This window comes from Blautia faecis (assembly GCF_020554845.1).
Lineage (GTDB): Bacteria > Bacillota > Clostridia > Lachnospirales > Lachnospiraceae > Blautia_A > Blautia_A faecis.
This window is the reverse complement of record NZ_JAJCIA010000001.1, coordinates 15,004-41,365: the sequence shown is the minus strand read 5'-3', so window position 1 is coordinate 41,365 and position 26,362 is coordinate 15,004. Positions and strand designations below refer to the sequence as shown.

The following is a 26,362-nucleotide window of genomic DNA, read 5'->3' as shown; positions in this document are numbered from 1 at the left end:
CATCCTTCAAAAATCACTCATGCAGCACTTCACTTTATCGCAAACTTTTGAAATCTCTGACTTGCTTCTTGTCATGTGCCTGGATTTTCTTATCCAAGTGTTTGTCAATTTCTTTCAAAATAGAATCTGTATCTTGCGCACCATCAATATAGAAGTTATTTACATAAGTGTTTCCACTTAGATTCTGAATATTTTGGATATTCTTTTCTATAGCTTTTGCCATTCCAGCATAGTCTGGCATGTTTTTCTGGGTGGCTATAGTTGCATTGTCCAATAAGCTTTTCGTAAAGTTAGCATCAAACACTTTGTCACCCTGGTTTAAGAATGTAAGAGTACCATATTGTTTAGAAAAGACAGATTCCATACCATTTTCGTTTACTCTGTATATTCCAGATTTAGGTACATAGTCTGTACCGGAAGCATAACCGGTAATATTTGTAAGTCCAGACTGTGAAATCTCACTATCAGATAATCCGTAATGTCTTAATATTGAAGAAATAGCATTGATTGTTCCGGCTGTGGATAGTCCTGCATTCTTCACAGCATCATTAATAGCTGTAGTCATTTCTTCCATATTAGAGCTTATAGTATTAATCCATTTATCCAGATCTTCACTCATATCAGTAGACAACTTGTCAAGTGCGTCTGTCTGCATACTATAAGCATGATCTGTGATTGTATCATTCAGATCTTCTTTTGCACTATCCAATTGCTCTTGGAGCTTGGCTTTTCTTGCCTTATCTTCTGCACTGGTGCTTCCTTCCAACGCCGCAATCTGTCTCTCCAGCACTTCAATATCCTTGGTTTTGTTTTTCAGTGTCTTGTCATAGTCATAATAGTTTTTCTTGGCTGACAAAGCTTCTTTCCTCTTATCAATGACCTTGTTCAGCACATCCAACTCAGCCTGAGATTGGGATTTCACCAGCTCCAAAATGGAATTCCTGGAAGAATAAATATTTGCAGTGGTACTCTTGATATTTTCGTCAACATCCTTGAGCTTCTGGTTATATTCATCCTCGCCGAATTTTCCTGCATTATAATCATTAATAATCTGCTGTCTTTCCTTTATATAGGTTTTCAGATTTTCTGTGGAAGCATTGATATCATCCACATCTAATGTAATTGACAATGCACCTGATTCTGTAAGAAGTCCTGTGTTTTTATCAATTTTCATATCATCTGAAATCAGGGATTTAAGACCATCCAGCTTATCACGGAACCTGTCAACCTTTTCTGCAGCTCTTTCAAACTGTTCTTCGTAATAAACACCAATCTGAGATTGCTTCAATTCCTCAATTTGTGTGTCATAGTCTGCCACAGCATTTTGCGCTTCTTTGATTTTTGTCTGCATGTCCAGCCATTCTTGTGAATTTTCCACGATTGTTCCAGCTTCAACGCCATCATTTAACTGCTTAGTCAATTCATCAAGCTCATTCTGTTTAATTGCTCTTTCAGCCTGAGTATTACTGATTTTTGTATCATAGTCAGAAGATTTTTCGTAATCTCCGTGAGATTTTGCTAGGTCTATATTCTTTTCCTGATATTTACTTAATTGCTCTTGGTAACTTAGAAGTGCTTCGTAATACGTCTTCGCATTATCAAATTTCGTAGATACCGCTTCCACTGTAGCCTGAGCAGATTCCACCTCGGCTGTCATAAGATTCTCATTAGCTTCCGCAAGAGCATTTGTGGCAATAGTTACGTTCTCTTTCTTCTTTTTACTGTCTGCCAAAGCATTATTGTATGCGGTCAGAATTTTCAACTGCTTTGCATTAGTAATTCCGGTTGTATCAATTTCTTTGCCAGCTACAATCTTCTTTTTCTGAGCTGCTGTAAGATTCTTACTGTTTTTATATTTCTTCTGAAGCTTTGCAAGCTTTTTGTTAGCTGTTGTTTTCTGCTTCTTAGTCGTAGTCAAATTAGCATTCGCTTGTTCCACAGCTGTTTTTCTTGCTTCTTGTTCAGCCTTCTTCCCAGATACTTGTTCGTCAACCAGACCATTCATATAAGAAAGAGAATCACCGGAATCATAAGCATTAAGCGCTGTATTCACATTAGACTTCATGGATTTATATGTAGAATTGGATGAATTGTAGTTAGATTTTGCCGTAGATAATTTAGATTTTGCAGATGTGGCTTTCTTATTCGCTTTGCTCTTGTTTGTCACAGCTTTATTATAAGCGTCAGCTTTTTTCTTCTGGGAACCTGACATACCAGTAGAATCAATTTTCTTACCAGATTTCACCTGTTTCTTCTGTTCATCAGTAAGATTTGTTTTCAGTAAGGATTTTGCAGTAGATTTAACCTTATTGTCTGCTTTTTTCTTTGCACTGTAAGCTTTTTTATTAGCAGTCTTCGCAGATTTCAACGCTTTATTATCTGATTTCTTCTGATCCTGAGCTTCAGCCAGATCCTCTTTCATTGTCTGAGCAAGAACAGCCTGAGTAGAGCCACCTTTTGTTGCTGCTGTAAGCCTGGAAGACACAGCATTAATACCGTTATAACCGGTAGTCAAACGATCAATCTTTTTCTCGGCTTTCTCTGTAGGCATGTTAGCCCATTGCTCAAATAGTTTTTGTTGTTCATTTCTCAGATCAATAACTGCCTGTTTACAATCTTGTGCTTTCTCATACCAATTCTGATATTCTGAGATAGCTTCTGCTAAAGCCTTACCCTGATCTGTTGAAGTATCCATGTCTTCAACTCTATACGCACCGGACTGTACGAGCTTCTGATATTTCTTTGGAATAGATACATTAATCTCACCGCCATCACTATCATAATATGTGTATTTCTTAGCTACAGAATTAGCCTTTTTCATGTAAGCAATCTCACCTTTGTTATTGGAAGAGATTTCTTTATTCATGGTCTTCATCTGTTTCTTCATCAAAGAGGTTTTTAATGCAGATGTAATATAATCCGTAATCTGGTCGGATATTTTCTTGACTTTCTTCTCCCATTCCTTTAGCTTATTAGCAACCCAATCAAATGTCTTTTTAGACTTCTTAGTAGCTTTTGTGGAATCATTTGTTGCTTTTGTGTGATTCTTAGTGGCTTTTGTATCAGCATTTGTAGCATTGGCAGTCTTTGCAGTATTACCACCTGACACAACAGATTTCTGAGCCTGTTTTACACTGATTCCACCTGTTACCATAGCATTTCCAGATACAAGAGCTTTCCCAGATATGTCAGGACTTGTACCGGACGCTAATGCGACTGCTCTTGAAGCTGTGAATCCATTGCTTAACAATTCCTCTGTCTGTACATGATTAAATACGATTGCACCTTGCGGAATGTCCCGGAATTCTGCCCCATTGTTACCGATCGTTTCCCATTTTCCGGTGCGGATATCGACCCAGAGTTCTCTTCCTAACTCCCCTACCAATGTTTTACCAGGGTGTTTATTGCCCCAATCACCTGAAGCTTTGGCATTTCCAGATACTTTCGCTGTACTAGATACATGAGCAGTTCCGTTTACACTGCCCTTACCACTTGTAGGCGCAGAGGTATTTCCCCAATTAATGTGTCCAACTGCTGTGAACTCTTTCTTAACCAGAGTCTCGTCATTACTCCAAAGCACCGTACCTTTACTGTTCTTCTCGGCAGCAGCATACGCATCAACTTTTGTCGTATCATTATCCCAATCCACTTCACCTTTTGCATCATGTTTGGTTTCTTGAAATCCAATGATAGCAGAATCATCAATTCCAGCTTTCACCATGACTTCATTTGTAAGTTTACTGCTAATACTGTCCTGGATCGTATCTATAGAGGAATCATCAATGGAAAGTGTTGCTTTTACATTTGTATCAAGCCCTTTAATCTTATCTGCTACAGCTTTCACATTTGCCTGGGCTTCTGAGGTGTCCATTCCTAATGTTTCTTGCATCTGCAATGTGTTCTGTGCTGTCTGGAACTCTTGCAACAATCCAACAGCTTCTCCAATCTTACCGGAAACCTGGCTTACATCAACATTCATTACTGCTGGTGCTTCTAATTGTTGTTTCTGAGCAACGCAATACTGAATAATTGTATTCGCCTGGTCCACTTCTGATGAATCCACGCCTACCTTTGCTTTAACCGCATTCATCTCTGATATAGTATCATCCAATGCAGAACATTTTTCTTCCGTAGTTTCCAGATTAGACACATCAAGATTGATCTTCAGGTCTTCATTTCCAGCTACACCACGTAATGCTTCTGAAGCTTCCGTGGCAGCTACAGCAATATCGCCCATTGTTTGGATTCCTTCATCTGACCAATCGAAGTTGGCTCCAAATTCCTGCATCTCACCGAACATTGCTTGAACCATAGGCATTGAAAGATTCATACCCTCAGCAAAATCTTCCATGGTCTTCCCACCTGCTACCTGGTAGTTTTCACCAGCTTCATCCAGTACCATAAGACCTTTATCCATTGCATTTTTGCAGAACTCTTCTATGTTAAGTCCGGCTCTTTCCCCATCTTCATTGTGGGTAAACAGATTGTCAATGCTGCTTAAATAGGAATTGATTGCATTTTCATCTGTACTATCAACCGTATCAGGAATAAGAAAATCCAAAGAAGCTTGATAATCTTTACGTCCAACTCTACCATAAATATCTGAGTCTGTGTTATTTAAAACATCATCTATCTGCTTAGATGCCGTAATTGCATCATCAAACATATTTCCAGATTCAGAAGCATTCTGAGCATCCTTCCACTGCTGATAAATTCCTATGGACTCCATCAATGAAGAATTTAACAAATCAAGCTGACTACACTGCTCCACAATTGCGTCATTACTTGCCAATAGCCCATCAATCTGTTCCTGAATGCTCTCTGCGCTCTTTCCTGTTGCGTCCGTATTGTCCAATAGTTTCTGGCGCAAAGCTTCAATCTGCTTGGCATTTTCCAGATATTCTTGCTGTTTCTGTGCTTTTGCAGTATTATTTGTAGCTACTTGTTCCTCTACTTTTGCTTTTGTTAAATTTTTAACGTTCTCTTCATTTAGAACTAAACTACCATTCACATATTCAAGGCAATCCCTATACTCAGCCAGTGCATCTGAATTGAAATCATCATAGCTTACCGACATACCAATAGACTGAGAATCTAATACTTCTTGTACAGCACTGATTTCCTGTAACAGGCTCGAACTGTCCTCTTTCGCAAGATCAGAGAAGGACATATCCACATTGCTTGCACTATCAGCTACATTGTCCAATCCATCTGCGGACATATTGCTGATATAACCCAGATTTCCCAATGCCGTAATCAAAGGTTGAATCTCACTAGCAGATTTTCCAGTAATGATTCCTGCATTTTTAGCAGCTTCTACAAGATAATTAATGGAATCCACATCACCTGAAGCTACAGCTGCCTTAAAATCTGCATCATCCATATTTAACTTCTTGATCTCTTCAGCTACGCTCTGCAAATGTTTCTGGAATCCATTCTCACCCTCACCGGATAAAGCCTGGTTGAACTCATTGGCTTTTATGGCAGCCGTGTTTAGCTGATCTCCGATCTCCTTAAATTGTGAGGAATACTTAGAGGCATCTGTGTTCATTAGGACTTGAACACTCTTGTTGATATCATCATAATATTGCTTTGCATCTGCAATCTCGTCTGCATTTCCACCCGATATTGCATCATTATATTTATTTACCGCGTCTTCATATTTATTAAGCCATTCCAAAGCAGTCTTACCAGAATATTGTTGTTTACCGGAAAATAACTCAGCTTGTTTCGCCTGATTGTATAAGTCCTGATATTCTGTCAAAATGTCATTGGCTTCTTCCAAACCACCAGAAGCATAATTAGATAAACTTGTCAGCACATCACTTTCACCATATTGCTCTTGAATTGATCTTATTTCATTCATAAAATCATTCAGTGCATCTTTAGCAGTAGAAGCGTCTGCCGTGAACTCAATTTCGAAATTACCAGTTCCTTCCATGCCCTCTTGCAGATTGAAAACATCATCACCATATTTATTTTTGAGCTTGGTGATTGCTTGATTAATAGCGTTTGACTCGTCAGAGCCATTATCAGAATATTGTCCTAAATAAGCATGGCGTTCTTTCTCCATCTGCTTCTCAGCTTCTTCAACGCCTTTTTTGTTCTCGTTAAGGAAACGTTTGGATTCTTCTGTAGATAACTCCTTCAGTTTGGAAATCTGCTGATCCAATGATCCATTAACAAGATCTATGCCCTGTGCCTGGTTTCCGTAACTCTCCGTCAAAGAGTCCTGGATTTCCAATAGATCAGATTTAGCCTGGTAAGCTTCCTCTTCAGTCAGTGTCCCATTATCCAATGCTGTACGAAGTTCTGTAATTTTGTCGATATTATCTTGTAAAGATGTATTATTGTCTTCCCAAGCATTACCAGCTTCTTGTGCTTTGTCCACTGCTTCCTCAATTGATCTTTTATATGCGGAAAAAGCTGATACGACAGCTGTTACACCAGCAGCAATTAAAATCATAGGATTTGCAAGAAGTGTAGACATTAATCCAGAAAGTGCAGAGCTAAGAGAAACTGTTGCTCCTGTTGCAACTTCTTCAGCACTTGCCAGTCCCATTGAAGCTACCGCAGCACTCGCCTGTGCTTCCGTCATGCCTTGCCCCATTAGCACCGCTACTCTCTGTGCATCAGATAAAGCCGTACTGGATAATACAAGTTTAGTTTGTGATTCTGAAAGACCTTTCGTGAGATTTATAAGACTTGCCATGTTAGATGTATCAAATGTTCCTGCGGACTCCGCTGCTTTTACCATCTTCAGAGCATTTGACAGATTAGAAAATTCTTTTGTTGCACTTGTAGCCATACTTACTAACTGACTAAGAGCATATGTAGCACCAGCCGTTCCAAGTCCTGCTAAAGCTCCTTTAAGAAGTCCAGTTTTTTCCGTGAAGTCTACAACTGCTTTTGATCCATCCAAGAATCCTGCATATAAATCTCGGGAGATCACGCTAGATGATAAAGATTCCAGGGAAGCCTTTAAGGAATTGGTTTTTGCTTCAAGTCCTTGCAAATATAAGTCAAACTTTTGCTCACCACTGCCTTCTGAATTAGCCGCTACGTCTGTATACTTTTGCACTCTGTCATAATTCTCCATGAGGACTCTAAATTGATTCTGCATGCGTTGGCCACTAAAAGAAATCGCAATGGCGTTTTGCTGTGCCTGATTCAATGTATCCCACTTGGAAGCAAGTGCATCTAATACGTCTGAAGCACTGTTATACTCCGTCATTGTTTTTCTAAGATTAATTCCCACGTTTGCAAGTGTAGCTTCAACATCAGACAGCTTCTCAGTAGTTCCGTCCTCGTCTACCAGTTCCAACTTCCCGGCTTTTATATTAGTCATACGAGTTAGAATAGACTTCATAGCAGTTCCCACAGTAGACATACTTTGCTGTGTGACTTCACCGATAGTTGCCACATAACCCAATAGACGGTCCATAGAGATTCCGGCTTGATCCGCAGTAACAGCAACACGAGACATTGCTTCAGCTAGTCCACTAGAACTTACCGCTGCATTGAGGTCAACATTTGAGATCTTATCAACTACAGACATTGCATTCTCTGCTTCCAGCTGATATCCATTCAGACTTGCAGTTAAATACTTCGTAGCATCTTCCGCAGACATATCACCAACTTTTGAAAAGATTACAGAAGATTTAACCAGATTGTTGACTTCTTCAATACTCTTACCCTGTCTTAGCCATGCGTCCGCACCTTCAGCAACAGCTGTACCTACAGTACCCAGTTCAGCACCAAGATCTATGTAATCATTCATCATATTACTTACGGTATTATAAGATTTTCCTGTAGCCAACTGCAACGCCACAATGGAATCATCAAGCTCTTTTACTGTACTTACCGCATCTCTCGCTGCGTCACCAACTTTATATATGGCATCTGTAAGAAAATTAAATACAGTAAACGTAGCGCCTACCTCTTTCAATGTATTGCCAAAGCTCTGGAACACACTCTGTCCCTGGACACCTGCGTTATTAAGACCATTAAGAATATTCTGTAATTCGCTCATTCCAGATGTATCAACCGTCGGGACATTACTTCCACCATTGTTCACAGCACCCTCAACAGAGCTTCGCAGACTATCCGTATTAACCCTCAAGTTGATTTCAATGTCTGTAATCTGATTAACAGCCGCCTGGATATCAGCTGCCATCTGTTCTGAATCAATCTTGAATTTAATAGGAAGCTCCACGTCTTTCAATGCAACTTCCAAATCAGCTTCCAAACTCTGCTTATTAACTTGAATGTCAACCTGTACTGGCTCGTCCCAAGTGGCTAACTGACTAATAGCAGACCTCATCTGAGACAGCAACTCTTCATCATTGATTTTCACATTAATCTGAACCGCATCTTCAGCACCAGAGGTAGCAGACTGAATAGCATTCCGGATATCAGATACAATTTTCTCTGTATTAATATCAACATCAAGGTCATACGTATTCTTCACACCTTCTGAAGCAGTCTCGATATTCTGCTGAAGTCTTTCCCTCATTTGATTAGCCATAGATATAACTTCATCAAATGCATCAGCTTTAATCCCAGCTGCCTGCTCCGGTGTCATATTTTCCGCAGAAATAACCTGAGTCATGTCTTGTCGTGCCTGGGCTAATACTTCAAAAGCTCTCTTAATCTGATCTGCCTGGTTTGTAATATTGTCAGCGAAATGCTCTGGAAACATACTGGTCATCTCGCCCCAGATACTATCAATAGATACACCTTTACTTGCTTCTCTGACAATATGACCGATATTATTGTTTAGAAGTTCTTTATATTCATCACCGGACAAAGCTTTCTTCAGATCATCTGATACATAAATCTTCTTATCTTTGAAATAGCTGTAGAACTGGTCGTAAATCCCCATTTTGCCCTGAATAATGTTGGCATTCTGAGAAACACTGTTCGCAAGATCACTCAAACCGGAAACAAAAGCATTACCTTTTCCACCTTGTAAATTAAACTCCTTGCCATTCCAAGTCTTTCCAAGCTCTGACATTACACTGTTGATCTGACTCTTAATCTTGCCAATTGCAGACTTGTCCGTAATATTAAAAGCGTCCGCTAACTGCTTACTCAGTCCGGACGTATCAATTTTTGTGGATTTCAGTCCTTTTTCAATGCTTTTTGCAAGATTATGTGCATCATCATTACCCTTAATCTCAACATCAAGAGTTACTTTTTGTTTTTTTATAGAATCAAGCTGCTCCTGGACTTTGGATAAATCCAGGTCAGCTCCAATTTGCATAACGAAGTCACTCATTTTATGCATCCTCCTTTATTCTGTTTTTTGTAAATATATTTATATTTTTCATAAAAATAAAAGATATATAGATATATATTTTTGCTATTTTGTTATAAAATCATTGGGTTTTATAAGATAATAAATATAAATAAATGAGTATTATTATATTTTTATATATATTTATTTTTTAAATAAATGTGTGAATTTTGCCGATAATATATGGCTTTTTGATGTGTTTGTAGATATATTTATTTGAGTATTTTTATTTATTAATAATTTGTAATAAGAACCTCGCAGTCCTTACTTCTATCTTTCTTCTGGTAACAACAGTTACTATAATTCCCACTCAGATAATGCGCAGTATATTTGTTTTTCCACTTATTCAATATCGGATTATCATATTTGAGATTATTACTTAATGCAAATTTACCGCCGTTACCATTGACTTTATCAAGTAAATTTAATAAATGAATTTCTTCCGCTTCTGTCCATGATTTATTATATGATGCACAAGCATTTAGATAGGGCGGATCTGCGTATACGAAACTGTTATCTAAAATAAAACTTTGCTCACGAAAATCGCTGTTCTCAAATACAACATCTTTTTTATGTAATTCATTAACAAACAGCTTCATTTTTTCCTGCATAGAAACATTATAATCGCGATTTCCAACAGGCATGTTGAATCCACCTTTTGAATTGAAACGGATTTGATTATTAAAAGCAAATATGACAATCGTATAGAATTTAATCCAATCAGCATTTTTATTATATGCTTCTCGTAATTTTAAAAACTGCTGTTTATTAAACTCTGCAACACCTTTATCAGAGTTAGTTCCATAATATTCATATCCATTAATATCTAAACGGCTTAATCCGTATTCAGTAATGATATCCAGAACTTTTCCATGAATGTATTCTGAATCATGCGTATAAAAATTACGCAGCAACTCAACAACTGGTGCACATTTATCATTATAAACAAAATGATCTGCAGCCACATTAATCCCAACATTAAATCCACCACCGAATAAATCTACAAATGTATCAACCTTTTCCGGAAGAAGCGGGATAATCTGCGGAAGTAATTTATATTTACCGCCTGTATAATTAAGCGGATTTTTTATATATGTATTTTTCATCTTATCCAAGCCTCTTCTCGATTTTATTAATACTTTCATACAATCTATCTAATGCACATTCAAAAGCTCCAATGCCGGAAAAGAAACTGCTTAATCTCAAATCATCAAACAAATATGGCATAGCTTTATATAATTCGATAAAAATATAATATAAAACATCTACCACAATAGAGTTTCCTGCCTGTTTATATAACTGAGTGTTACTAACCACCGCTTCTGCTGCATTAAACGCATTATCAGAAAATCCCATAAGCCTAAAACATTCTCTTGGTGTTAATTTTCTAATTCTAATATTATTAATTTCAAAAACATAATTGTCTTTTTGTACAGAAGTCAATGTATTTGTACAGCCATTGTGATTAAATTCTAATCTCTGTTCAGTAAGTGATCCAGGAGTGCGATCTGATGGATTTTCCGGATTTCTTCCTCTGCTTGCACAAATAACTTTATCATCGTATTTAATCTTACATACGCTAGTTTCTGCTGCAGTAATTGTTGGTGATATATTTCCACGGTCTTGCACTCTGCCTCTTCTTGTCTTCGAATCTGGATAAGATAAATCTGCAACGCCACCTACTTCGCATTCTATATACCCTTTTTTAGTTGCTTGTGGAATTTCAACAACTGCATTCATCCCCTGGTTTCCAAAACCTTTATAATCTCTTGCAAGTAATGTATTTGCAACATCAATCTCTTTTTCAAATTTTTCACCACAGTTAGATACAATTCCTGTCATTATATGTGATTGTCTGCCTCCACCCTGCATTGTCGTTAACGTATGACTTATATTATTTTTATCCCATACACCACCAGCATATCCTGTTCCGAAATCTGGACGATTTATATTTCCAATAAAATGCTGCTCATTAGAAGTATTAGATTCGTATGTATGAATATTCTTTATAAATTTCTTAACCTTTTCCTCTGAAATATAATACTTTTCATCTACTTTATTTTCGAGAATATCTTTTAAACGTGTACCATTGTCAAATGGCACTGGAAATTTAAACTCCCCATTATCCAGTTCTTTCTTAATAAAAATAAGATATACTCTTTCTCTATTCTGAGGGATTCCATAATGCTTTGCGTTGAGCACTTTCCAGTATACGTTATAACCATATTCTTCTAATTCATCAGTAAATAACTTAAATGTTGTTTCTTTAAATTGTTTACCAACAATGTTTTTTACATTTTCATAAATACCAAAATTGGGTTTGTTTGATTGAATAACTCTTAGATATTCCACAAGAAGTGATGAGCGAGTTTTTTCAAGATTTGTACTTCCACAATGAGGACATTTATCACGCTCGGACCAATGGACTGTTAATGGATTATATTCATGTCCACAATCCTTGCAAGTCCATATAGATCCTTTTTGTTTACCAGCTACACTAAAATCCTGGCAATTATATGTAATAATATTATTTGCAGTGTATGTATGATCTTCTTCAACCTCAATGTTATATACGTTTTCGACTTTATCTGTTTTAGAAATTTCTCTAACTGGATACCATACAATATTATTTTCAATAAACCACAAATGTTTCTGTGAATTTTTTCTAAATCGAATCATATATGTATCTTTTTGATTTACTACCCTATTTTCAATAATATAAGTATCTGGACGATTATCATAATAAATACAACATCCTACATGGTAGACTTTTTGAATTACTAGGCACAAAGACATTGCAAGTTCTTTACTTACTGTTGTTGCCTGATATATATTGCCAATATTGCAACCATCACCTGCCATATATCCTTTTAAAAAGTATTTCAATTTATATGCCGGTAAATCCAAGATAAAATTAGGAATTATCTTATTTTCTGCACCAATACCAAAATTATGTTCAAGAATAAATTCTACAAGTTCCATAGATGAAAATACAACTCTATGTGTGGATTTTGTATGAGGATAACAACTGTAATGCCGTTCCTTTACAGTACTTTTTAATTCATCAATCTTGTTACTTCCTATTGATAAAATACACTGATATTGATAACTGTTTTTTCTATTTTTTCTTTTATCTTTTCTAATATGACCATCAGCAACATATCTACCAAGAATCCAACAATCTTCGTCAGATAAATTATATTGATTTTCAAATTTAGTGTTAATATGACTTCCAACATAATAACCTTTTTTTATATTCTTTAATTTTATTTTTTCTGGTTCTGAGTCTTTTGTTTTTTTACAATAAAAAGGGTGATAATCTGTACATTCTGTTTCTAAGAATCCTTGTACTTTTAATTTATATATATCTTTATTTGTATCACCGCCGGTTTTCAATACAGGCATAAATCTATTTTTATGAGTTAATACCATATCTCCAGTTTTAATGTTCTCAATATTTTTATATCCTTCTTTTGTAATAACTTTTGTACCTGCTACAAAACATGGTGACCCACCACAAATCATATTGAATGGAGATAAATTCTCTTCATCAACTTTAGTTATATCTCCAAGATTTTTTGATGAATCTACATTATGAATAGCACAATATGATTTTTCTGCATACTTATCAAATTCACAAAAATTTACAAGCTCCCATTTTTTATTTTCACATAATTTATTATTATTCAATTCCCATTACCTTATGGGGATTACGTAATCACTTTATTCTAGAATTTACCAATTACCTTTCATTTTAGTTAAATCCCGGCGTCCCAGGATCTAAATTTATTTTTTGATTTTTTGTTGGAAGAGAACCTTCCCACATGATATAAAATAGCTACGAATTTTTTAGATTAACCTAAAATAGAAATAATGTCTTCTAATATAATAGAATTTTAAACTCCTTAGCCCAGCCTCTTCTCAATTTCTTCTTCAAGTATCTTCGGAATTTCTTCCTTGCTTCTTTCCCAGAATCCACCTTTACCAATCAATCCATCAGCCTCAGCATAACCATAAATTGTCTCCGTGTCTCTTCCAGCTGGATCATATTGTGTGCTTGTATTAATAGAAACCTGCGCCATAGCTCCATTCTTGGTTTCAAACACAGTATCAAGTTGCGGAGCCGCCTGAAGCATACCTATTCTGTGATACCGTCCCTCGGGGATAGAATAAAATTCATCCACATTCTTCTGAAGTACATTTTCGGATTCTTGGGCAGCTACGTCTACTGCGGAACGGACTTCTTTAAGAATGGCAGATTTCAGAGAGTCTAATGATTTATAGGTTGCCATTTTTACACGCTTTCTCTAAACGCTCAATCTTCTCTTTTGCAGACTGGCAAAGTGATTTAAATAATACATTCTGGTCCATAATTGTCTTAATCATCTTTGTTTGATAGAAAAACTCAGCTGCAATATCTTTTTCGACTTCCTCTAAAATAGCCCAATTATCTATTACTGCTATAGCCTGATTACCAATATTTCCAGGCTCTTCCACTTCAAAATTATGTCGTTTAACAATCTCATTAATCTCTGTCATCAAATATAACAACCATGAATTCTTTTCTATCGTCTTTATCTGGTAATCAAATACGGCAACTCCATCTTCATAAATTGTATTGAGTTGGTAAAATTCATATATCCCACCATTTGCATAAGTTGTTCCTTTTGCAGTAATAAGTCCTGTATACACCTTATCATCTTTTGTTGAGATTCTTACATATTCACCAACATTAATTTTAACATCCATAATTATTTGTTCTCCTTCTGATTCTTCTTCGGCTCCATCATAGATAGCCATGTTTCCGACTTACAGCCCAGAGCCTTGTATATTTCATTAATTTTTCGTAGTTCCTCTACATCCACAGTGGAATAATATCTTTCTTGTAACATCTGGATCAGATAGCCGTAACTGGCTTCATCCAATTTAATTGTTCTTTCCATCTTTTAATCCTCCATCACACTCTCAATAGATTTGTAATATTCACCATTTAAGAAGCTATGAATTTTCTTTAACTTATCCGCTGGTAAAGTCTTAATCTCACCATTCAACCATTTGTAAGTCACAGCTAAATCACAGCCGATACATTCAGAGAAATATTTCTTTGAAATTCCATTAGCTTCTAAATACCTTGTTACAATCTCATTTAGCCTCATTGTTTCTGCTCCTTTCATTAATCTTTTACGCAAAGAAACCAGTACCCTGTTAAGCACTGGTTCCAGTTTTTTCCTTATATTACATAGTTTTTTTCGATTATCACATCAGATATTGTGTGTTTTCCTCTTTTTCCATTATAGGGATTCGACTTCTTAAATTTCGACCTTTGATGATAACATAAAAAATATGTTACAAATCAACTTCCATTTTCACGATAACTGAAAAATATTTTCACGCAGCCTTATCCATCCTAAAATAATCCCTTATTTTCACACCGGCTTGATTATAGTTTTCCGTGCAAAACCACACTTCACCAAACGGTTTGCCATAATACAATACATCAATTTTCAGATCACCGCTCTGCATTGTCTCAATATTAATAACACCACATTCCTTCAGACTCTTCAGCGCAGGTTTGATAAAATCATTATTTACACCAGCCAACATTGCAATGTTCTGATAAGATAACTCTCCCGGACAATTATTTCTCAAAGTCAATGTCTGCATATTCATCTTTCGGCTCAAATACAATAACACCGCAATCAATCTTTCATACTTCACCTGATTGTCACTACGCTTCACAATCTTATGTTTCAATATCAGTTTGCGGATTTCCTCACGATCTTCTTTATAAAAGGTCACCTCATTATCAGTGCAATCCGACCTATCAATTGAAGCAATCGTGATTTTTCCTGTGCGTTTTTTCTTGCTCTCAGCCAGATTGTTCTTATGGTGCTTCACTGATAACTTCTTAAAATCAACCTGTTTATTGATATTCTCACTCTTTGCTCTAGCAATCATCTCTTCCGGGAATGCATTCCATAATAAGTCTTTAGATTTCTGGTTATCCCTAAAGTCTCTCTTTGTATAATAAATTAGGATCAGCATATCCAACAGCTTGTCTATATCCGGTACAATATACAGAAGCTCTGCACGGCACTTCTCATAAAACATTCTGTATCTCAAAGAAATGTTGGCTTTTTCGTTCTTGTCCTTGCTCTTATATGAAGCTCTGATACCATCAGCCAGCTTTTTATATTCATCCTGTGAAATCTGCACTTTCCTATATACATCTCTGTTCACATGGACATTTCCCGATAACAACGTCCTGTAATCAAATTCTTCTCCTGCCATAACTTCAGTCTGCTTGTCAATCTCAGCAATCTTCTGTTCAGCGAGGTGGCACAGCCTATTCATGTTACAATCGTAATCCACAAACCGCTTCTTCTTATCTGGATCGCCACCAAAAAATTCTGCATTACTCATAGACAAAGCTTCATCCTGGGCTGCTGACAGATTTTTTTCAAGATAGCGCATCCAGTAACCCTTTTTCTTGTCCTTCAGAAATTTCAACACTTCATCAGGAAAAAACGCATTCTCCCCTGTCTTAGCAAAATCTATAGTCTCGGCACCCACGATTGTACCAATCTTAATATATTTACGACATTCGGGATATAGCTCCGATAATGTCCATAGATCAGTCACCCGATCAATTACGCTGCCTATATTGTTCTTGTACCCTCGGGCATTCACTTCCATAAGACCAGGCACATCTGATATAATCACTGACTTCAATTCTTTGCCGGACTCTCCGTCTTTTACAATCAGATTACCATTTCCAAATTCCATCTCACGTTTCACAGCATTAATAATCTGCACATCATCAGTCGTACAAACTGTATCTCCGTCATAGTCCGCACCAGATAATGCCAGTGCTAAAGTATCATACATACTGGACACAATTGTACATTCCTGATATTTGTACCATTTTTTCATCTCAGCACTGGTTGCTACCTGGCACACCCTATGCTCCATTGCAATATGCGGATTACGGATTACATCTACTTCAGATACACCGCGTTCAGTCCAATACCTTGAATAGATAATCCATGAATTAGGCAGCAATCCTTTTACATCCAGACCAAAAGCATATTCAGCAAGACCGTAAATATCGGGACAAAAGACTTCGTAGTGACCGTGAATTCTTTGCTTACCACTTAGTAATTCATTCTTCATGCGTTTAATATCATCTTGCATCTTACATCTAACATAATCATCATTCGCCAGTGCATGATTGTATTGCAAAGCCTGATAATATGGCTTGATATACTCCGCTTCTTCAGATACACCACAGTATTTCAGAAATTCATCTACACTGGACTTAATTCTCTCATATGTACCAACGCTATCAGATACTAACTGCTCTGCTTCTTCAAACGTAAATCTCACTGTCTGCAATGGTTGATAACTCAACAAACTGGTATTCCTCAAATCTTCTGGTGCATCTGCATATTTTGCTACATTGAAAGTTCGCCTATATCCGTGTACTTCTTCCTCAAAAGCACTCTTCCATTTCTGGCAGTCAAATAGTCCTACATCATCCAGATACAGATTCCAAAATTTAAATTGAGATTTTGTGACAATCATATCAATCTGATCCGTGAATATATCCCACTCCTTACCGCCCAAATCAACAATCTTGCTTACTCCTTTTTCTATGGCGAACTGCTTCAGATCAAATGTAAAAGCTTCACCTTTCAACGATGGCAAACATCTGAATTGAAAACAAGATGGAATGTATCTTCTGCCGGTCCATTTACTTCTGCAATCTAATTCTTCAGCCCACCTTGAAGCACATTCAGGTGTAACAAGTCCTGCACCATCAAAAGGCAATATTGGAATCTCCTTCTCTGTAGGTGGCAATACCTGATATTCTTTCTGCTCACCGCTTCCAGTCACCTTTACCATATCTACAGTTTCTGCAACCAACTTTTCAAAATCATCTATCACAACAATATTCGGTTTCGATACTGGCTGACTGTTCGTAGTCACAAGTGCATAGTAAGCATTCCATTTAGATGGCTTTGGATAATCTGTGTTCTTTGGAATTCCGCATTGCAGAATATCATCCAGCTTGTCTTTAATGCTACGGTCCACAAATAGATTCTTCTGAGTTCTGGAATGGGAAGCCCCACAAAATTCAGATACATATTCAGTAGTCACCTCACCCCGGGTTACTTTTAAGATTCCACCATGTTCTCTTAACACATCGTACCGCTTTACATTTTTACCGATCTCCAATGTGATAAGATAAGGAATAATCTCACGACCAGCTTCATTTACCTCAATGTGTCCGTGTTCCTTCTTATATATATGTTTCAGAATCCTGTGTAGCTCACTTTCACTAGAAAGATTCCTAGTGGATTGCTCTCGTGATGTCGATAGGACAATTTCATTTGTATAACTTCCGTCCTCATTTTGCTTCAGCCAATTTATATTTAGGCTCTGTGTTTCTACTAATTTTGTATTAATGGTCCATCACCATCCTTTCAAATGTTATATTCTCCAAATCCCATATGAAATAATATGAAATCATATGTCCCCATTTTGTTATAATTTCCGTAACCTTTCAAAAAGTTGATACCAAATGATACTGAAATATACCACTGGATTGTTGTAAAATTGCTTCATCAAATAAAGAAAGGAGCTTTTCAAAATGGACAGAAAATTAGCAGCTTTATTACTCCGTGAGGTCTTCTTACCTGGAAAATATCCATATCACATCAATATTTCTTCCGACGACTATTCAGATAATGATATTGAAAAATGTATGCTTGATATGGAAAAAGAGGGTTTACTTCACTTCTGGGAGCAAAAAGTTTATCTAGGCGATTCCACGTCTACCGATCATTGCACAGACTTCCATCTACGTGTAACCATCAATTATGAAGCCTGTGAAAAATTCTTAGCTTCCATCAAGTAAGATCATCAGCCCAGGGGACATTTTCCTCTGGGCTTCTTACCATCTAAAAATCCCGATACGCACCTATAACATTCTTAAAAATATCACCATAAAACTATTCTTTTATCGGAAAATCGCCCCCAGAAAAACCCTTATTTTTACTGCATTCTCTAATTTGCCATTTTTGCATTTTTGCCAATTTTGAGGAAAATCCGGTCAAAACACCCCTAAGAGGACAAATTTCATCCTCCCGGAGTGTCACCAGCACAAATCATCCAACTTTGTCCATCAATCCATCAACTTTCTGGTCCATGCTAACCGCCCAACCCTTCACAGCCTTAATTGCTTTAACATATTCTTCAAAATCCTCTTCCGGAATACTCTGCAAGTCATCAAGCAACCAAGCAGATTTATCCATCTCCTTCAGATAAATTTCTGTCTTTCCACTGAACAGCTGCACAGTCTCATGGATCTTCTTCAGTCGTTCCTGTTCTGGATCTTGTTTTTTCTGAAGATCTGCAAGCTGACGTTTCAACTGTCCGTTTTCCTTATCCAATTTTCTGATCCTTGCTTCGAGAAATTCATTCTGACGTTCCATGTCTCTGTTAGCTTTCTGCAAGGGTATATAATCAGCCGGAGTTTCCACAACAGTCTTTGCAGCAATATCATTCTCCATCTCTTTAATCCTGGAATCTCGTTGTTGCAACATCCGCTTCACATAGTCCAAAGATTCCACGAAATCAATTTGATTTACCTCTGACAACTTCTTGAATACCGCTTTTGCTGCATCCAACGTTACCATCCCAGTATCAACTACATCTTCCAATTCAGGAATCATTTCAATAAGCATTTCGTAATTTACCAATGTTTCTGCAAGTGAATTATTATCATTTTCTTTCATATAAATTTTCTCCTTCTGTTCAAATTTTACTGTTGAAAATGACAGGAGATAATTTCTCCTGCCACATCATCAAGAATTAATGTACACCGTTGCTTACTGCATTCAGCAATACATTTTCTTGCATATGCTTTTCTTCTCTGTCCATATGATCTTTGTATTTTTCAACAACACTATCTACGTATTTCCGACTGTGATAATTGCTCAGTACAGCAGCATTCAATGCTTCTACTACATTTGCTTCATGGTTCTCTTCCTTATACATACCGCATCCGCTCACAGTATCATCTGATACACAATACTTGAATGTGCCTGACATTGGCATTTCTACAATCTCAAAATTGTATTTCTCAAAGTGATCCAGGAACTCATCAAGCGAGACACCGGCTTTCTTATAGTCCTCATAGATATGTAAGAAATACTCCGGTGAAACGAACACCCCTGTTCGATTGATAAACTCCCTACGTGATACAAAATCTGCAAACTCCGGTTCTCTGTAGGTTGCATCCATTTTGTAAGATCCAATAATTTCCTGACTGCTTTTCTTCATTTCAGCTTTCATCATAATGTATTTTCTCCCAGACTTTTAATATTTAGGAACCAGCCTTTCGCTAATCCCTACAAATATGTATTGATGGAATAGGGGCTTCACCTATCATTCGTCCCATCCTTATAAACCACTTCTCATTAAAAAAATGATTTATTTTCAAAAAAATTCAAACTTTTTTCAATTTTCGTATGATTTCAACAAGTCTCATTCGTATATAATATGTAAGCGTATCAACCATCAATCTCTCAGTATCTTATTGGCCTTTCATAAATTACCCAATGGATGAGGAAACTAAATATGGAATTTATTGAAATCACAGATGAGGAAGCTCTTAACCTTCCTGCGGATCAGCTTATGGCAATTGCTATCTATAATTATCTTCTCAGTGTGCAACCAGACTATGTACCAGAAGATATAAACCTCTCACCAGAAGAGATAGATAATCAGTACCAAAAACTGATGCAGCAAATAAAAGGTTAGTCAATCATCAAATCAAGCAAAGTAACGGTGGACATGGATAATTTCTGTGTCCACTTTTACGTCTGCTTCACTAGCAGCTTCTTCCAATGACTTCTTAACTGGTATATCATCCGGTACAACGTGTCCACCAATCTTACAGTCATCATTTTTCACATTGCTCTTCTCTTTATTTACATTGCTCTTCTCTTTCTTCTCAAACATCTTATCAATATCCTTCGCAGTAAGTTTTTTTGCACTTTTCACCCATTCGGCAACTTCAGGTAAAGTCATATGTCCGTATTCTTCCAGAACCATCTTCCGATCACCATTCTTTACAATGATGCTCCACTTACCGCCTTTTTCGCTTTGAAAGCTATATCCTTTATTTGCCAATGCTTTCCTGATCTTTGATCTCACAGCTACGTAAGATGTAACCTTTGAAACAAGAATATGGTGCTTTTGATCTACTGTGAATCTCACAACATCACCATTGAAAAGTTTCGCTCTTGCAGTTACCGCCTTTCTACCGAAGCAATACTCTTTACCGTCTTCACCTTTAATAAGTCCGTACTGCCCTTTGATGTAATACTCGATTGTTCCTTGTAAATTTTTACTTGCCATAATGTAACTCTCCTTTGATTTTAAATTTTGTTGTTTATCATTCACTGGGAATTTCCTAGTAAGGATCATTCATCCAGTTACATACATTTCTTCTTATTCAGTTTTTCATTTATTCTGCAAAATCTCACAGCAACAAATTCCGGAAGCCCAACATAGTTCTGTCATCAGCTCAAAATTTTTACTCTCTCAGTAAGCACATATATCCATCCATATAGAGATAATTTCACCCAAATATCAAGCAGTGCTAAATTAGTCTGGAAAATCTTCGTCCGTTTTTACCTTCGTTTTCATATAAAATAGTCATTGCTATAGAAACAGCTGCTACCGCTGATCCTGTCATAGAAGATTGATATATGGGTGTCCATTTTTGCTTCCCATCATATCTAATAAATCAGATAAATCATTCTAAATCATATTGTGTTTTATATTTTTCTTCTCAAAAAGGATAAATATTGTTACATTATCTGATTAGAACGAATGAATTTTGAAGCTTTAGCGAAAAATTCAGTAGTGATGACAAATGAACGTAGCTTTAGCGTAGTGAATGCGGCAGTACCTGTCGGAACGACAGATAAGTTAAGTGATTTTTATCTTACTTGCCTGGTGTTCCACCAGTTTGCTGCCGCGCATCTAAAGATGCTTGTCATCACTTCACAATCTGTTCCGCTTTGCTTCACAGCTTGTTCGTTCGAATTAGGATAATTTTTAATATATTATCTTCTTTGCAAGAACAACATTTAATATCATATATAATAGATAACAATATTGATTTTTTATTATGTACCCCATCTCCTAATAGATATATATATTAGGGAAAGGGGTATAAAATATTTTAGCTTACTTTATAAAATCCTTTTTTACTTGTTTTATCATTATTGATAAGATTTAGAATTACAGAATTTTTACTTTTTACTTTTTGGAATTGATTATTGCTCAATCCGGTTCCTTCTAAAAGATCTTTAACCTTGTATTCTGTTCCAGGCATAAGTTTCTCTCTCCAAGCTATAATCTTCTGAGCATTGGTTTGATTCTTTCCCTCAGGCGGCTTTCTATCTTTAACTTTCTCAATCTGTAATTCTTCCGGTGCATCCTCATATGTAAACTTTACACCGTAAGGACCATAGCGTTTCTCAATCCTATTTGCTAATTCATGGTATAGAACATCATCAGTATTGCAAAATACCCAGACACGTACTTTATCCGTATTCTTAAAATTACGAATGGCCAAACGAAATATATTCTGCTCAAAATCAGCCAACATGCAACGGAGCATTACTTCTGTGATAATGTCCTCATATTCCTTGTTATGATTCTTACTCAACTGGTCAAAAAAGTGCAACGATTCCTCTTCTGACATTTCCGCAAGCTTATCATATTCTTCTGGATGGCAACCACAATACATATAGTAGTATGCTAAGTTCGGAAATCTGTTCATTCCAATATGCGCCATTCGGTACATATCTTTATAATCGTTATATCCTTTGATGTTTCCAAAATAAACTACGTGTTCAAAATCCTTCTCGAACCTTTTCACCAGATCACTGTATGTTGCCACAAGTATATCTTTATGTGATCCAACAGCCTGTTTGATTTTTTGTTTCATATAAGAAGCCGCTGCATTGATAGATTGTGTTGCTCTTTTGGATTTCCTGCATAATACATTCTTGCTGGTAGACATGTTCACAAAGGATATTTCCATATTAATATCTTTGTTGTATTTATCTCCGGTTACCACATCTACATAATCCAGATCATAGCGTGGATCCAGATCAGCTGTTGCGTCAAATACAAAAAACTTTCTGTCCTGTCCAAGATAGAAACAGTCTTTGTTATCTTTCAAGCGTAGAAATGATCTTTCGTAGTTACCATATTTCTTCTTAACAGAATCAAACACTGCTCCATTTTCAGCAATTTCCTTTAGGCAATAGATATCTCGCATAATCTGTGGATATTGTTTTGTTAGGGAATCTGAATTTTCGTCCAGGATTTTAAAGAATAATTCATCATTCGGAGTGATACCGGAATACCTCTTATCCTGGCAATAAACAATTACATTACTCTCCGAATTCAGTTTTTCTTTCTCGTCCATAAGATCAAGCAGCCTGTCTTTGAACACTTTATATTCCCGGACAGCAAATGCCTTATCCTTTACCTCATTGGATAAGCCTTCATATAAAGCAGCTTCAATCTTCGTCAAATTGTTACTGTCTATAGTTGCCATCTCTGAGAAATATGGTGCTTCATCAAAGATCACAATATCTCGTTTCAGGTTTTCGCCATTGTGAGTAAATGTAAACAGCTGCTCTCGTACCGCTTCCGACATCATAAAATATCTTTGTGTAGATAGCAGGACAATTGGCTTATATTTCTGTCGGATCAACTGATCCTTAAAGTCCTCAGTGGAATTGAGTACAATTATGCTACGCTCAAATTCCTCATATAACCCTTTTATCCCAAAGTCCTTAAAGAAATCTCCCCAATACTTTTCTCCGTCAATTTTATCCTGTTCCATATCCGTCAGGCTTTCCAGACGCTTAATAATATCAGTTACAACAATCATTCCCTGCGGATGCCTTCTCAGTTCATAGTTACAATCTGCCAGGCAACAGTGCATGAATATACGGATCAGTGTTGATTTACCAATTCCACAGCGCATTGCTAAAGCAGTTATTTTATTGGTATCTCTGTTATGTACCAACATATCCACAGTATCTTTAAAGAATTCCATCTGCTGTTCATCAAAATCATACTGTGGCAGGTATGTTTCAAAATCTTTCCATGTAATGTCTACTCTCTGTTCTTCCAAATTTACACTTTTCTCCTTTATCTCAATTCTCCCTTGATTTTACATTCTTTGATCCAACCAATTAGCAAATTTCTCATGCGCTCACTTGGGATATAAATATCAATTGGTTTACCGTTGTAAATTTGACTCTTTTCAATCCACTTTAGTAAATATCTTAAAGTACACATATCTACATCAAAATCCACAAAAATCTGATTGACAATTTCCCGGATTTCCACCGGAAGGAAATAATTCACCAAGTATGCTAATGACTTCTTATTTTCATATTTCTCCGTTGCACATTTTGCAACACATGGTAAAAATCCTTTCGCATATCCCTTACCCTTTATATATTCGCAGTATGGCTCAAATGTTGTGTACATATTATCTTCGGAATTTGTCTTTGTATAAGACCTAAAGAAATTTTCTGTATTTAATCTCAACTGTTCCAAAGCATCCTTATCATTCTTTCTTTTATCTTCGTACCAGGATTTTGATAACGGATTAGTCTTTCCAATCTTAGTGCCAATCTTATTGAATTTGCCCTCATAAATGTTTATCAGGTCAACCACTTTTCTACGCTTCTCATATTCCAGTTCTTGATTATGCTTAATCAATTTTCTGTCATAGTCCAGCATATACTTCTCGTAATGAATGCCGTGAATATCAAAGTATGACTTCTGAATGCTACCTTCCCACAGATATGTAAAGATGTAGCTCTCTTCAAAACACTTAAAGAAGTCTACTGGAAAATTCCACATGATGATTCTTGCCAGTTCTTCGCTGTCTTCTTTCTTAAATCCCATAAGTGACTTGAAACTGCACAAGCGCTTGATGTCTCCGAATACACCTTTATACTTCTTGTCATCATTCCAGATTAGAAAGCCCTTATCATCCAGAGAGACAAGCTTCTGCTCAAAAATAATCTTCATATCATCCTTGGTTATCTTATAGGTATCAAGTACATCCAGGCATTCATCAATTATCAGAACATAGTCCTTACTCTTCAGCAGTTCCAGCATATCCAGGTCCATCTTCTGAATGAGCGAATGCGTTGTGACAATATTCTTTTCATTCTCTACAAGCCATCTGAAATGTTTCCATTTGGAACCCCATTTCTCCGGATCAACAATATCAATGTCTGTGCCATCCTTGAATCTCTCGCATTCTGACAGAAGTGGTACAATGCAAAGGAATTTCCTATCTGGATTGTCATTAATGTAATTGATCGCCCAGGTGCTTTTGCCAGATCCCATAATATCGTCTACGATTGTAATTGTTCTTTCTTCTGTACTCATAAATTGTCTCCTCCAATAATTTAAAATATTTTGATTTCATTCTTATCTTCCTCCACCTGTTACTTCTAATTTAATTGTTGATTTATTCTTAGAATTCCTTCCGGTGATTCGATTATCTTTAACCACCGGAAGGGACATTTTAAAGTGCTTTCTTTACAATATTGTTCTTCTTTATCAGGCTAACAACTGTCCTTTTCTGCCCTTGCATCACAGATGGAATATGGAATAGTGTTTCTTCACCGTTGCTAAATTCGATTTTGTAATATCTCTGATTGCTGTTCCATGGACGAATTTTTGAAACATTCCAAATTTGAATATTGTATCTTTTACAAAAATCTTTATACGCTTTGATTGCAACATTAATTTCATCAGCATAAAGTCCAGATAAGTGTTCCATAAGCAGATCGCCACCATAATATACTCGAAAACAAATGCAGTTACTATATGTCGATTCACACTGAATATCAATTAAATCCGGCTCTATAAGTTGCTTCTTACAGTTTTCAATCTGTATTTTTCCAGAAGGAATTCCTGTATGTATAAGTGTTTTAAATAGCTCATATGCAGGTTCCAATTCGTCAAAAACCTCTGGATAATCTGGATATTCGTTTTCAATATAGTCTATATATACATAATACTTTTCTTTGTACTTTCTTACCAAAACGTATGCTGGAAAATGCTCATCCTCATTATCAAAAGCCCATCTATCACTTTCATAGCCATATTCTTCTTCATAAATGTAGTCACCTTCATTTGTTATTTCCATAAATAGATCACTTGCCGTATCTGCGTCATACAACTCATCCAATTTTGCCATGATATCTTCCTCTCATTCTTTATATTCCGTCACTGCTGTCTTTTCACTATTTACTTCTGTTTTCTGTTTCGTTTTATTCTTCTAATTGCAACGTATAATTTCCGCTTTTCACAAGTTTCAATACTTTTTCCACAAACTGTACGGATAACATATCTACTGTGATATCTCCGTAAACAGGTGGGATTCTTCCTGCATCCTTAACATCCAGATCAGGTCTACGGATTACATCTGATTGTTGAATCGGCAGGCGAAAACTGCAGTTACCAACTTGATAGACCAGATAGTAGACTGTCTGCGGAATCATCTGCACCACGAATTCAACATGTTCCTTTCTGTCTGGATCGTAGAAGCCACTGTTGTTGACGTAGTTACCAGATTTCAGGATTTCTTCGTAACCTTCCTCATAGTCATATGTACGCTTACGTTGCAGGACTTCACACTTTTGGATACGGGATGGTTCCAGGATTGACAGCAGGACTTTCTTCATGCTGTAGTATTCCAGCTTTTTCTTGCGGTACTTATTAGCATTACCGTAAGTATCAGGGACATAATGTGTATACTTATATTCGTTATCACGACTGTTGAGTGCTCTGTTATTTATGCTGTAAATGCAATCGGATAACATCTTTTCTGTGATCGTATGGTGCTTCAGATTCTTCAGGTATTCTTTTGGTGGTTTCATGCACACTCTCCTTCCTGGCGGTAGATTGTGGTAGGTCTACCGCCGTGTGGGTTAC

The 26,362-nt window shown here is 36.6% G+C and carries 17 protein-coding genes; 2 read left to right on the top strand and 15 right to left on the bottom strand.

The genetic code is table 11. The features are described 5' to 3' along the window. Positions 1-34: 34 nt before the first annotated feature. From LIZ66_RS00205 to LIZ66_RS00170, 8 genes are all read right to left on the bottom strand, one after another. A complete protein-coding gene (locus LIZ66_RS00205) occupies positions 35-9,280 on the bottom strand; it encodes a phage tail tape measure protein (protein WP_195409866.1) in 9,246 nt (3,081 codons plus the stop codon). A 251-nt stretch (positions 9,281-9,531) separates the two neighbouring features. Further along, the gene (locus tag LIZ66_RS00200) at positions 9,532-10,404 is read right to left on the bottom strand and encodes a DNA adenine methylase (protein ID WP_227199950.1); all 873 of its coding nucleotides are present in this window, start codon (positions 10,402-10,404) and stop codon (positions 9,532-9,534) included. 1 nt (position 10,405) lies between these two features. Next, entirely contained in the window at positions 10,406-12,988 is a 2,583-nt protein-coding gene (gene dcm / locus LIZ66_RS00195) for a DNA (cytosine-5-)-methyltransferase (protein WP_227199948.1), read from the bottom strand. A 215-nt stretch (positions 12,989-13,203) separates the two neighbouring features. Beyond that, positions 13,204-13,590 (bottom strand): hypothetical protein, encoded by a 387-nt coding sequence (locus LIZ66_RS00190; RefSeq protein ID WP_227199946.1) that lies wholly within the window; start codon positions 13,588-13,590, stop codon positions 13,204-13,206. After that, positions 13,577-14,047: a hypothetical protein gene (locus tag LIZ66_RS00185; RefSeq protein ID WP_227199944.1), complete on the bottom strand. Its 471-nt coding sequence runs from the start codon at positions 14,045-14,047 to the stop codon at positions 13,577-13,579. The genes LIZ66_RS00190 and LIZ66_RS00185 overlap by 14 nt, the downstream gene beginning before the upstream one ends. A 2-nt stretch (positions 14,048-14,049) precedes the next feature. Beyond that, entirely contained in the window at positions 14,050-14,241 is a 192-nt protein-coding gene (locus tag LIZ66_RS00180) for a hypothetical protein (RefSeq protein ID WP_227199942.1), read from the bottom strand. 3 nt (positions 14,242-14,244) lie between these two features. Then, positions 14,245-14,454, bottom strand: a complete 210-nt coding sequence (locus tag LIZ66_RS00175; protein WP_227199940.1) for a helix-turn-helix domain-containing protein — start codon at positions 14,452-14,454, stop codon at positions 14,245-14,247. A 232-nt stretch (positions 14,455-14,686) separates the two neighbouring features. Next, positions 14,687-17,503, bottom strand: a complete 2,817-nt coding sequence (locus LIZ66_RS00170) for an RNA dependent RNA polymerase (RefSeq protein ID WP_227199938.1) — start codon at positions 17,501-17,503, stop codon at positions 14,687-14,689. A gap of 448 nt (positions 17,504-17,951) precedes the next feature. On the opposite strand from LIZ66_RS00170, the gene LIZ66_RS00165 reads away from it, so the two are divergent. Then, positions 17,952-18,218, top strand: coding sequence for a hypothetical protein (locus LIZ66_RS00165; protein WP_227199936.1), 267 nt, complete (start codon positions 17,952-17,954; stop codon positions 18,216-18,218). Between the two features lie 250 nt (positions 18,219-18,468). On the opposite strand, the gene LIZ66_RS00160 is transcribed toward LIZ66_RS00165, so the two are convergent. Together LIZ66_RS00160 and LIZ66_RS00155 are read right to left on the bottom strand one after the other, a co-directional pair. Further along, positions 18,469-19,098 carry a 26S proteasome regulatory subunit family protein gene (locus LIZ66_RS00160; protein ID WP_227199934.1) on the bottom strand — a complete coding sequence of 210 codons (630 nt, stop codon included), beginning with the start codon at positions 19,096-19,098 and terminating at the stop codon, positions 18,469-18,471. Positions 19,099-19,174: 76 nt separating this feature from the next. Next, positions 19,175-19,660 carry a hypothetical protein gene (locus LIZ66_RS00155; protein ID WP_227199932.1) on the bottom strand — a complete coding sequence of 162 codons (486 nt, stop codon included), beginning with the start codon at positions 19,658-19,660 and terminating at the stop codon, positions 19,175-19,177. A 282-nt stretch (positions 19,661-19,942) separates the two neighbouring features. Here LIZ66_RS00155 and LIZ66_RS00150 point away from each other — a divergent pair, with 282 nt between their 5' ends. Continuing rightward, the gene (locus LIZ66_RS00150) at positions 19,943-20,125 is read left to right on the top strand and encodes a hypothetical protein (RefSeq protein ID WP_227199931.1); all 183 of its coding nucleotides are present in this window, start codon (positions 19,943-19,945) and stop codon (positions 20,123-20,125) included. 12 nt (positions 20,126-20,137) lie between these two features. Here LIZ66_RS00150 and LIZ66_RS00145 read toward each other — a convergent pair whose 3' ends face one another. From LIZ66_RS00145 to LIZ66_RS00125, 5 genes are all read right to left on the bottom strand, one after another. Further along, positions 20,138-20,725: a hypothetical protein gene (locus LIZ66_RS00145; protein ID WP_227199929.1), complete on the bottom strand. Its 588-nt coding sequence runs from the start codon at positions 20,723-20,725 to the stop codon at positions 20,138-20,140. A gap of 832 nt (positions 20,726-21,557) precedes the next feature. Beyond that, positions 21,558-23,531 (bottom strand): hypothetical protein, encoded by a 1,974-nt coding sequence (locus LIZ66_RS00140; protein ID WP_195409646.1) that lies wholly within the window; start codon positions 23,529-23,531, stop codon positions 21,558-21,560. Between the two features lie 17 nt (positions 23,532-23,548). Further along, a complete protein-coding gene (locus LIZ66_RS00135) occupies positions 23,549-24,808 on the bottom strand; it encodes a DEAD/DEAH box helicase family protein (RefSeq protein ID WP_195409647.1) in 1,260 nt (419 codons plus the stop codon). A gap of 139 nt (positions 24,809-24,947) precedes the next feature. Beyond that, positions 24,948-25,625, bottom strand: coding sequence for a hypothetical protein (locus tag LIZ66_RS00130; protein WP_227199927.1), 678 nt, complete (start codon positions 25,623-25,625; stop codon positions 24,948-24,950). 73 nt (positions 25,626-25,698) lie between these two features. Further along, positions 25,699-26,307: a hypothetical protein gene (locus LIZ66_RS00125; protein WP_227199925.1), complete on the bottom strand. Its 609-nt coding sequence runs from the start codon at positions 26,305-26,307 to the stop codon at positions 25,699-25,701. Positions 26,308-26,362: the final 55 nt, after the last annotated feature.

Coding starts and splice junctions, on each gene's coding strand:
- LIZ66_RS00205 (WP_195409866.1), bottom strand. CDS start 9,280: ATGAGTGACTTCGTTATGCAAATTGGAGCTGACCTGGATTTATCCAAA.
- LIZ66_RS00200 (WP_227199950.1), bottom strand. CDS start 10,404: ATGAAAAATACATATATAAAAAATCCGCTTAATTATACAGGCGGTAAA.
- LIZ66_RS00190 (WP_227199946.1), bottom strand. CDS start 13,590: ATGGCAACCTATAAATCATTAGACTCTCTGAAATCTGCCATTCTTAAA.
- LIZ66_RS00185 (WP_227199944.1), bottom strand. CDS start 14,047: ATGGATGTTAAAATTAATGTTGGTGAATATGTAAGAATCTCAACAAAA.
- LIZ66_RS00180 (WP_227199942.1), bottom strand. CDS start 14,241: ATGGAAAGAACAATTAAATTGGATGAAGCCAGTTACGGCTATCTGATC.
- LIZ66_RS00175 (WP_227199940.1), bottom strand. CDS start 14,454: ATGAGGCTAAATGAGATTGTAACAAGGTATTTAGAAGCTAATGGAATT.
- LIZ66_RS00165 (WP_227199936.1), top strand. CDS start 17,952: ATGGACAGAAAATTAGCAGCTTTATTACTCCGTGAGGTCTTCTTACCT.
- LIZ66_RS00160 (WP_227199934.1), bottom strand. CDS start 19,098: ATGAAAGAAAATGATAATAATTCACTTGCAGAAACATTGGTAAATTAC.
- LIZ66_RS00155 (WP_227199932.1), bottom strand. CDS start 19,660: ATGATGAAAGCTGAAATGAAGAAAAGCAGTCAGGAAATTATTGGATCT.
- LIZ66_RS00150 (WP_227199931.1), top strand. CDS start 19,943: ATGGAATTTATTGAAATCACAGATGAGGAAGCTCTTAACCTTCCTGCG.
- LIZ66_RS00145 (WP_227199929.1), bottom strand. CDS start 20,725: ATGGCAAGTAAAAATTTACAAGGAACAATCGAGTATTACATCAAAGGG.
- LIZ66_RS00135 (WP_195409647.1), bottom strand. CDS start 24,808: ATGAGTACAGAAGAAAGAACAATTACAATCGTAGACGATATTATGGGA.
- LIZ66_RS00130 (WP_227199927.1), bottom strand. CDS start 25,625: ATGGCAAAATTGGATGAGTTGTATGACGCAGATACGGCAAGTGATCTA.
- LIZ66_RS00125 (WP_227199925.1), bottom strand. CDS start 26,307: ATGAAACCACCAAAAGAATACCTGAAGAATCTGAAGCACCATACGATC.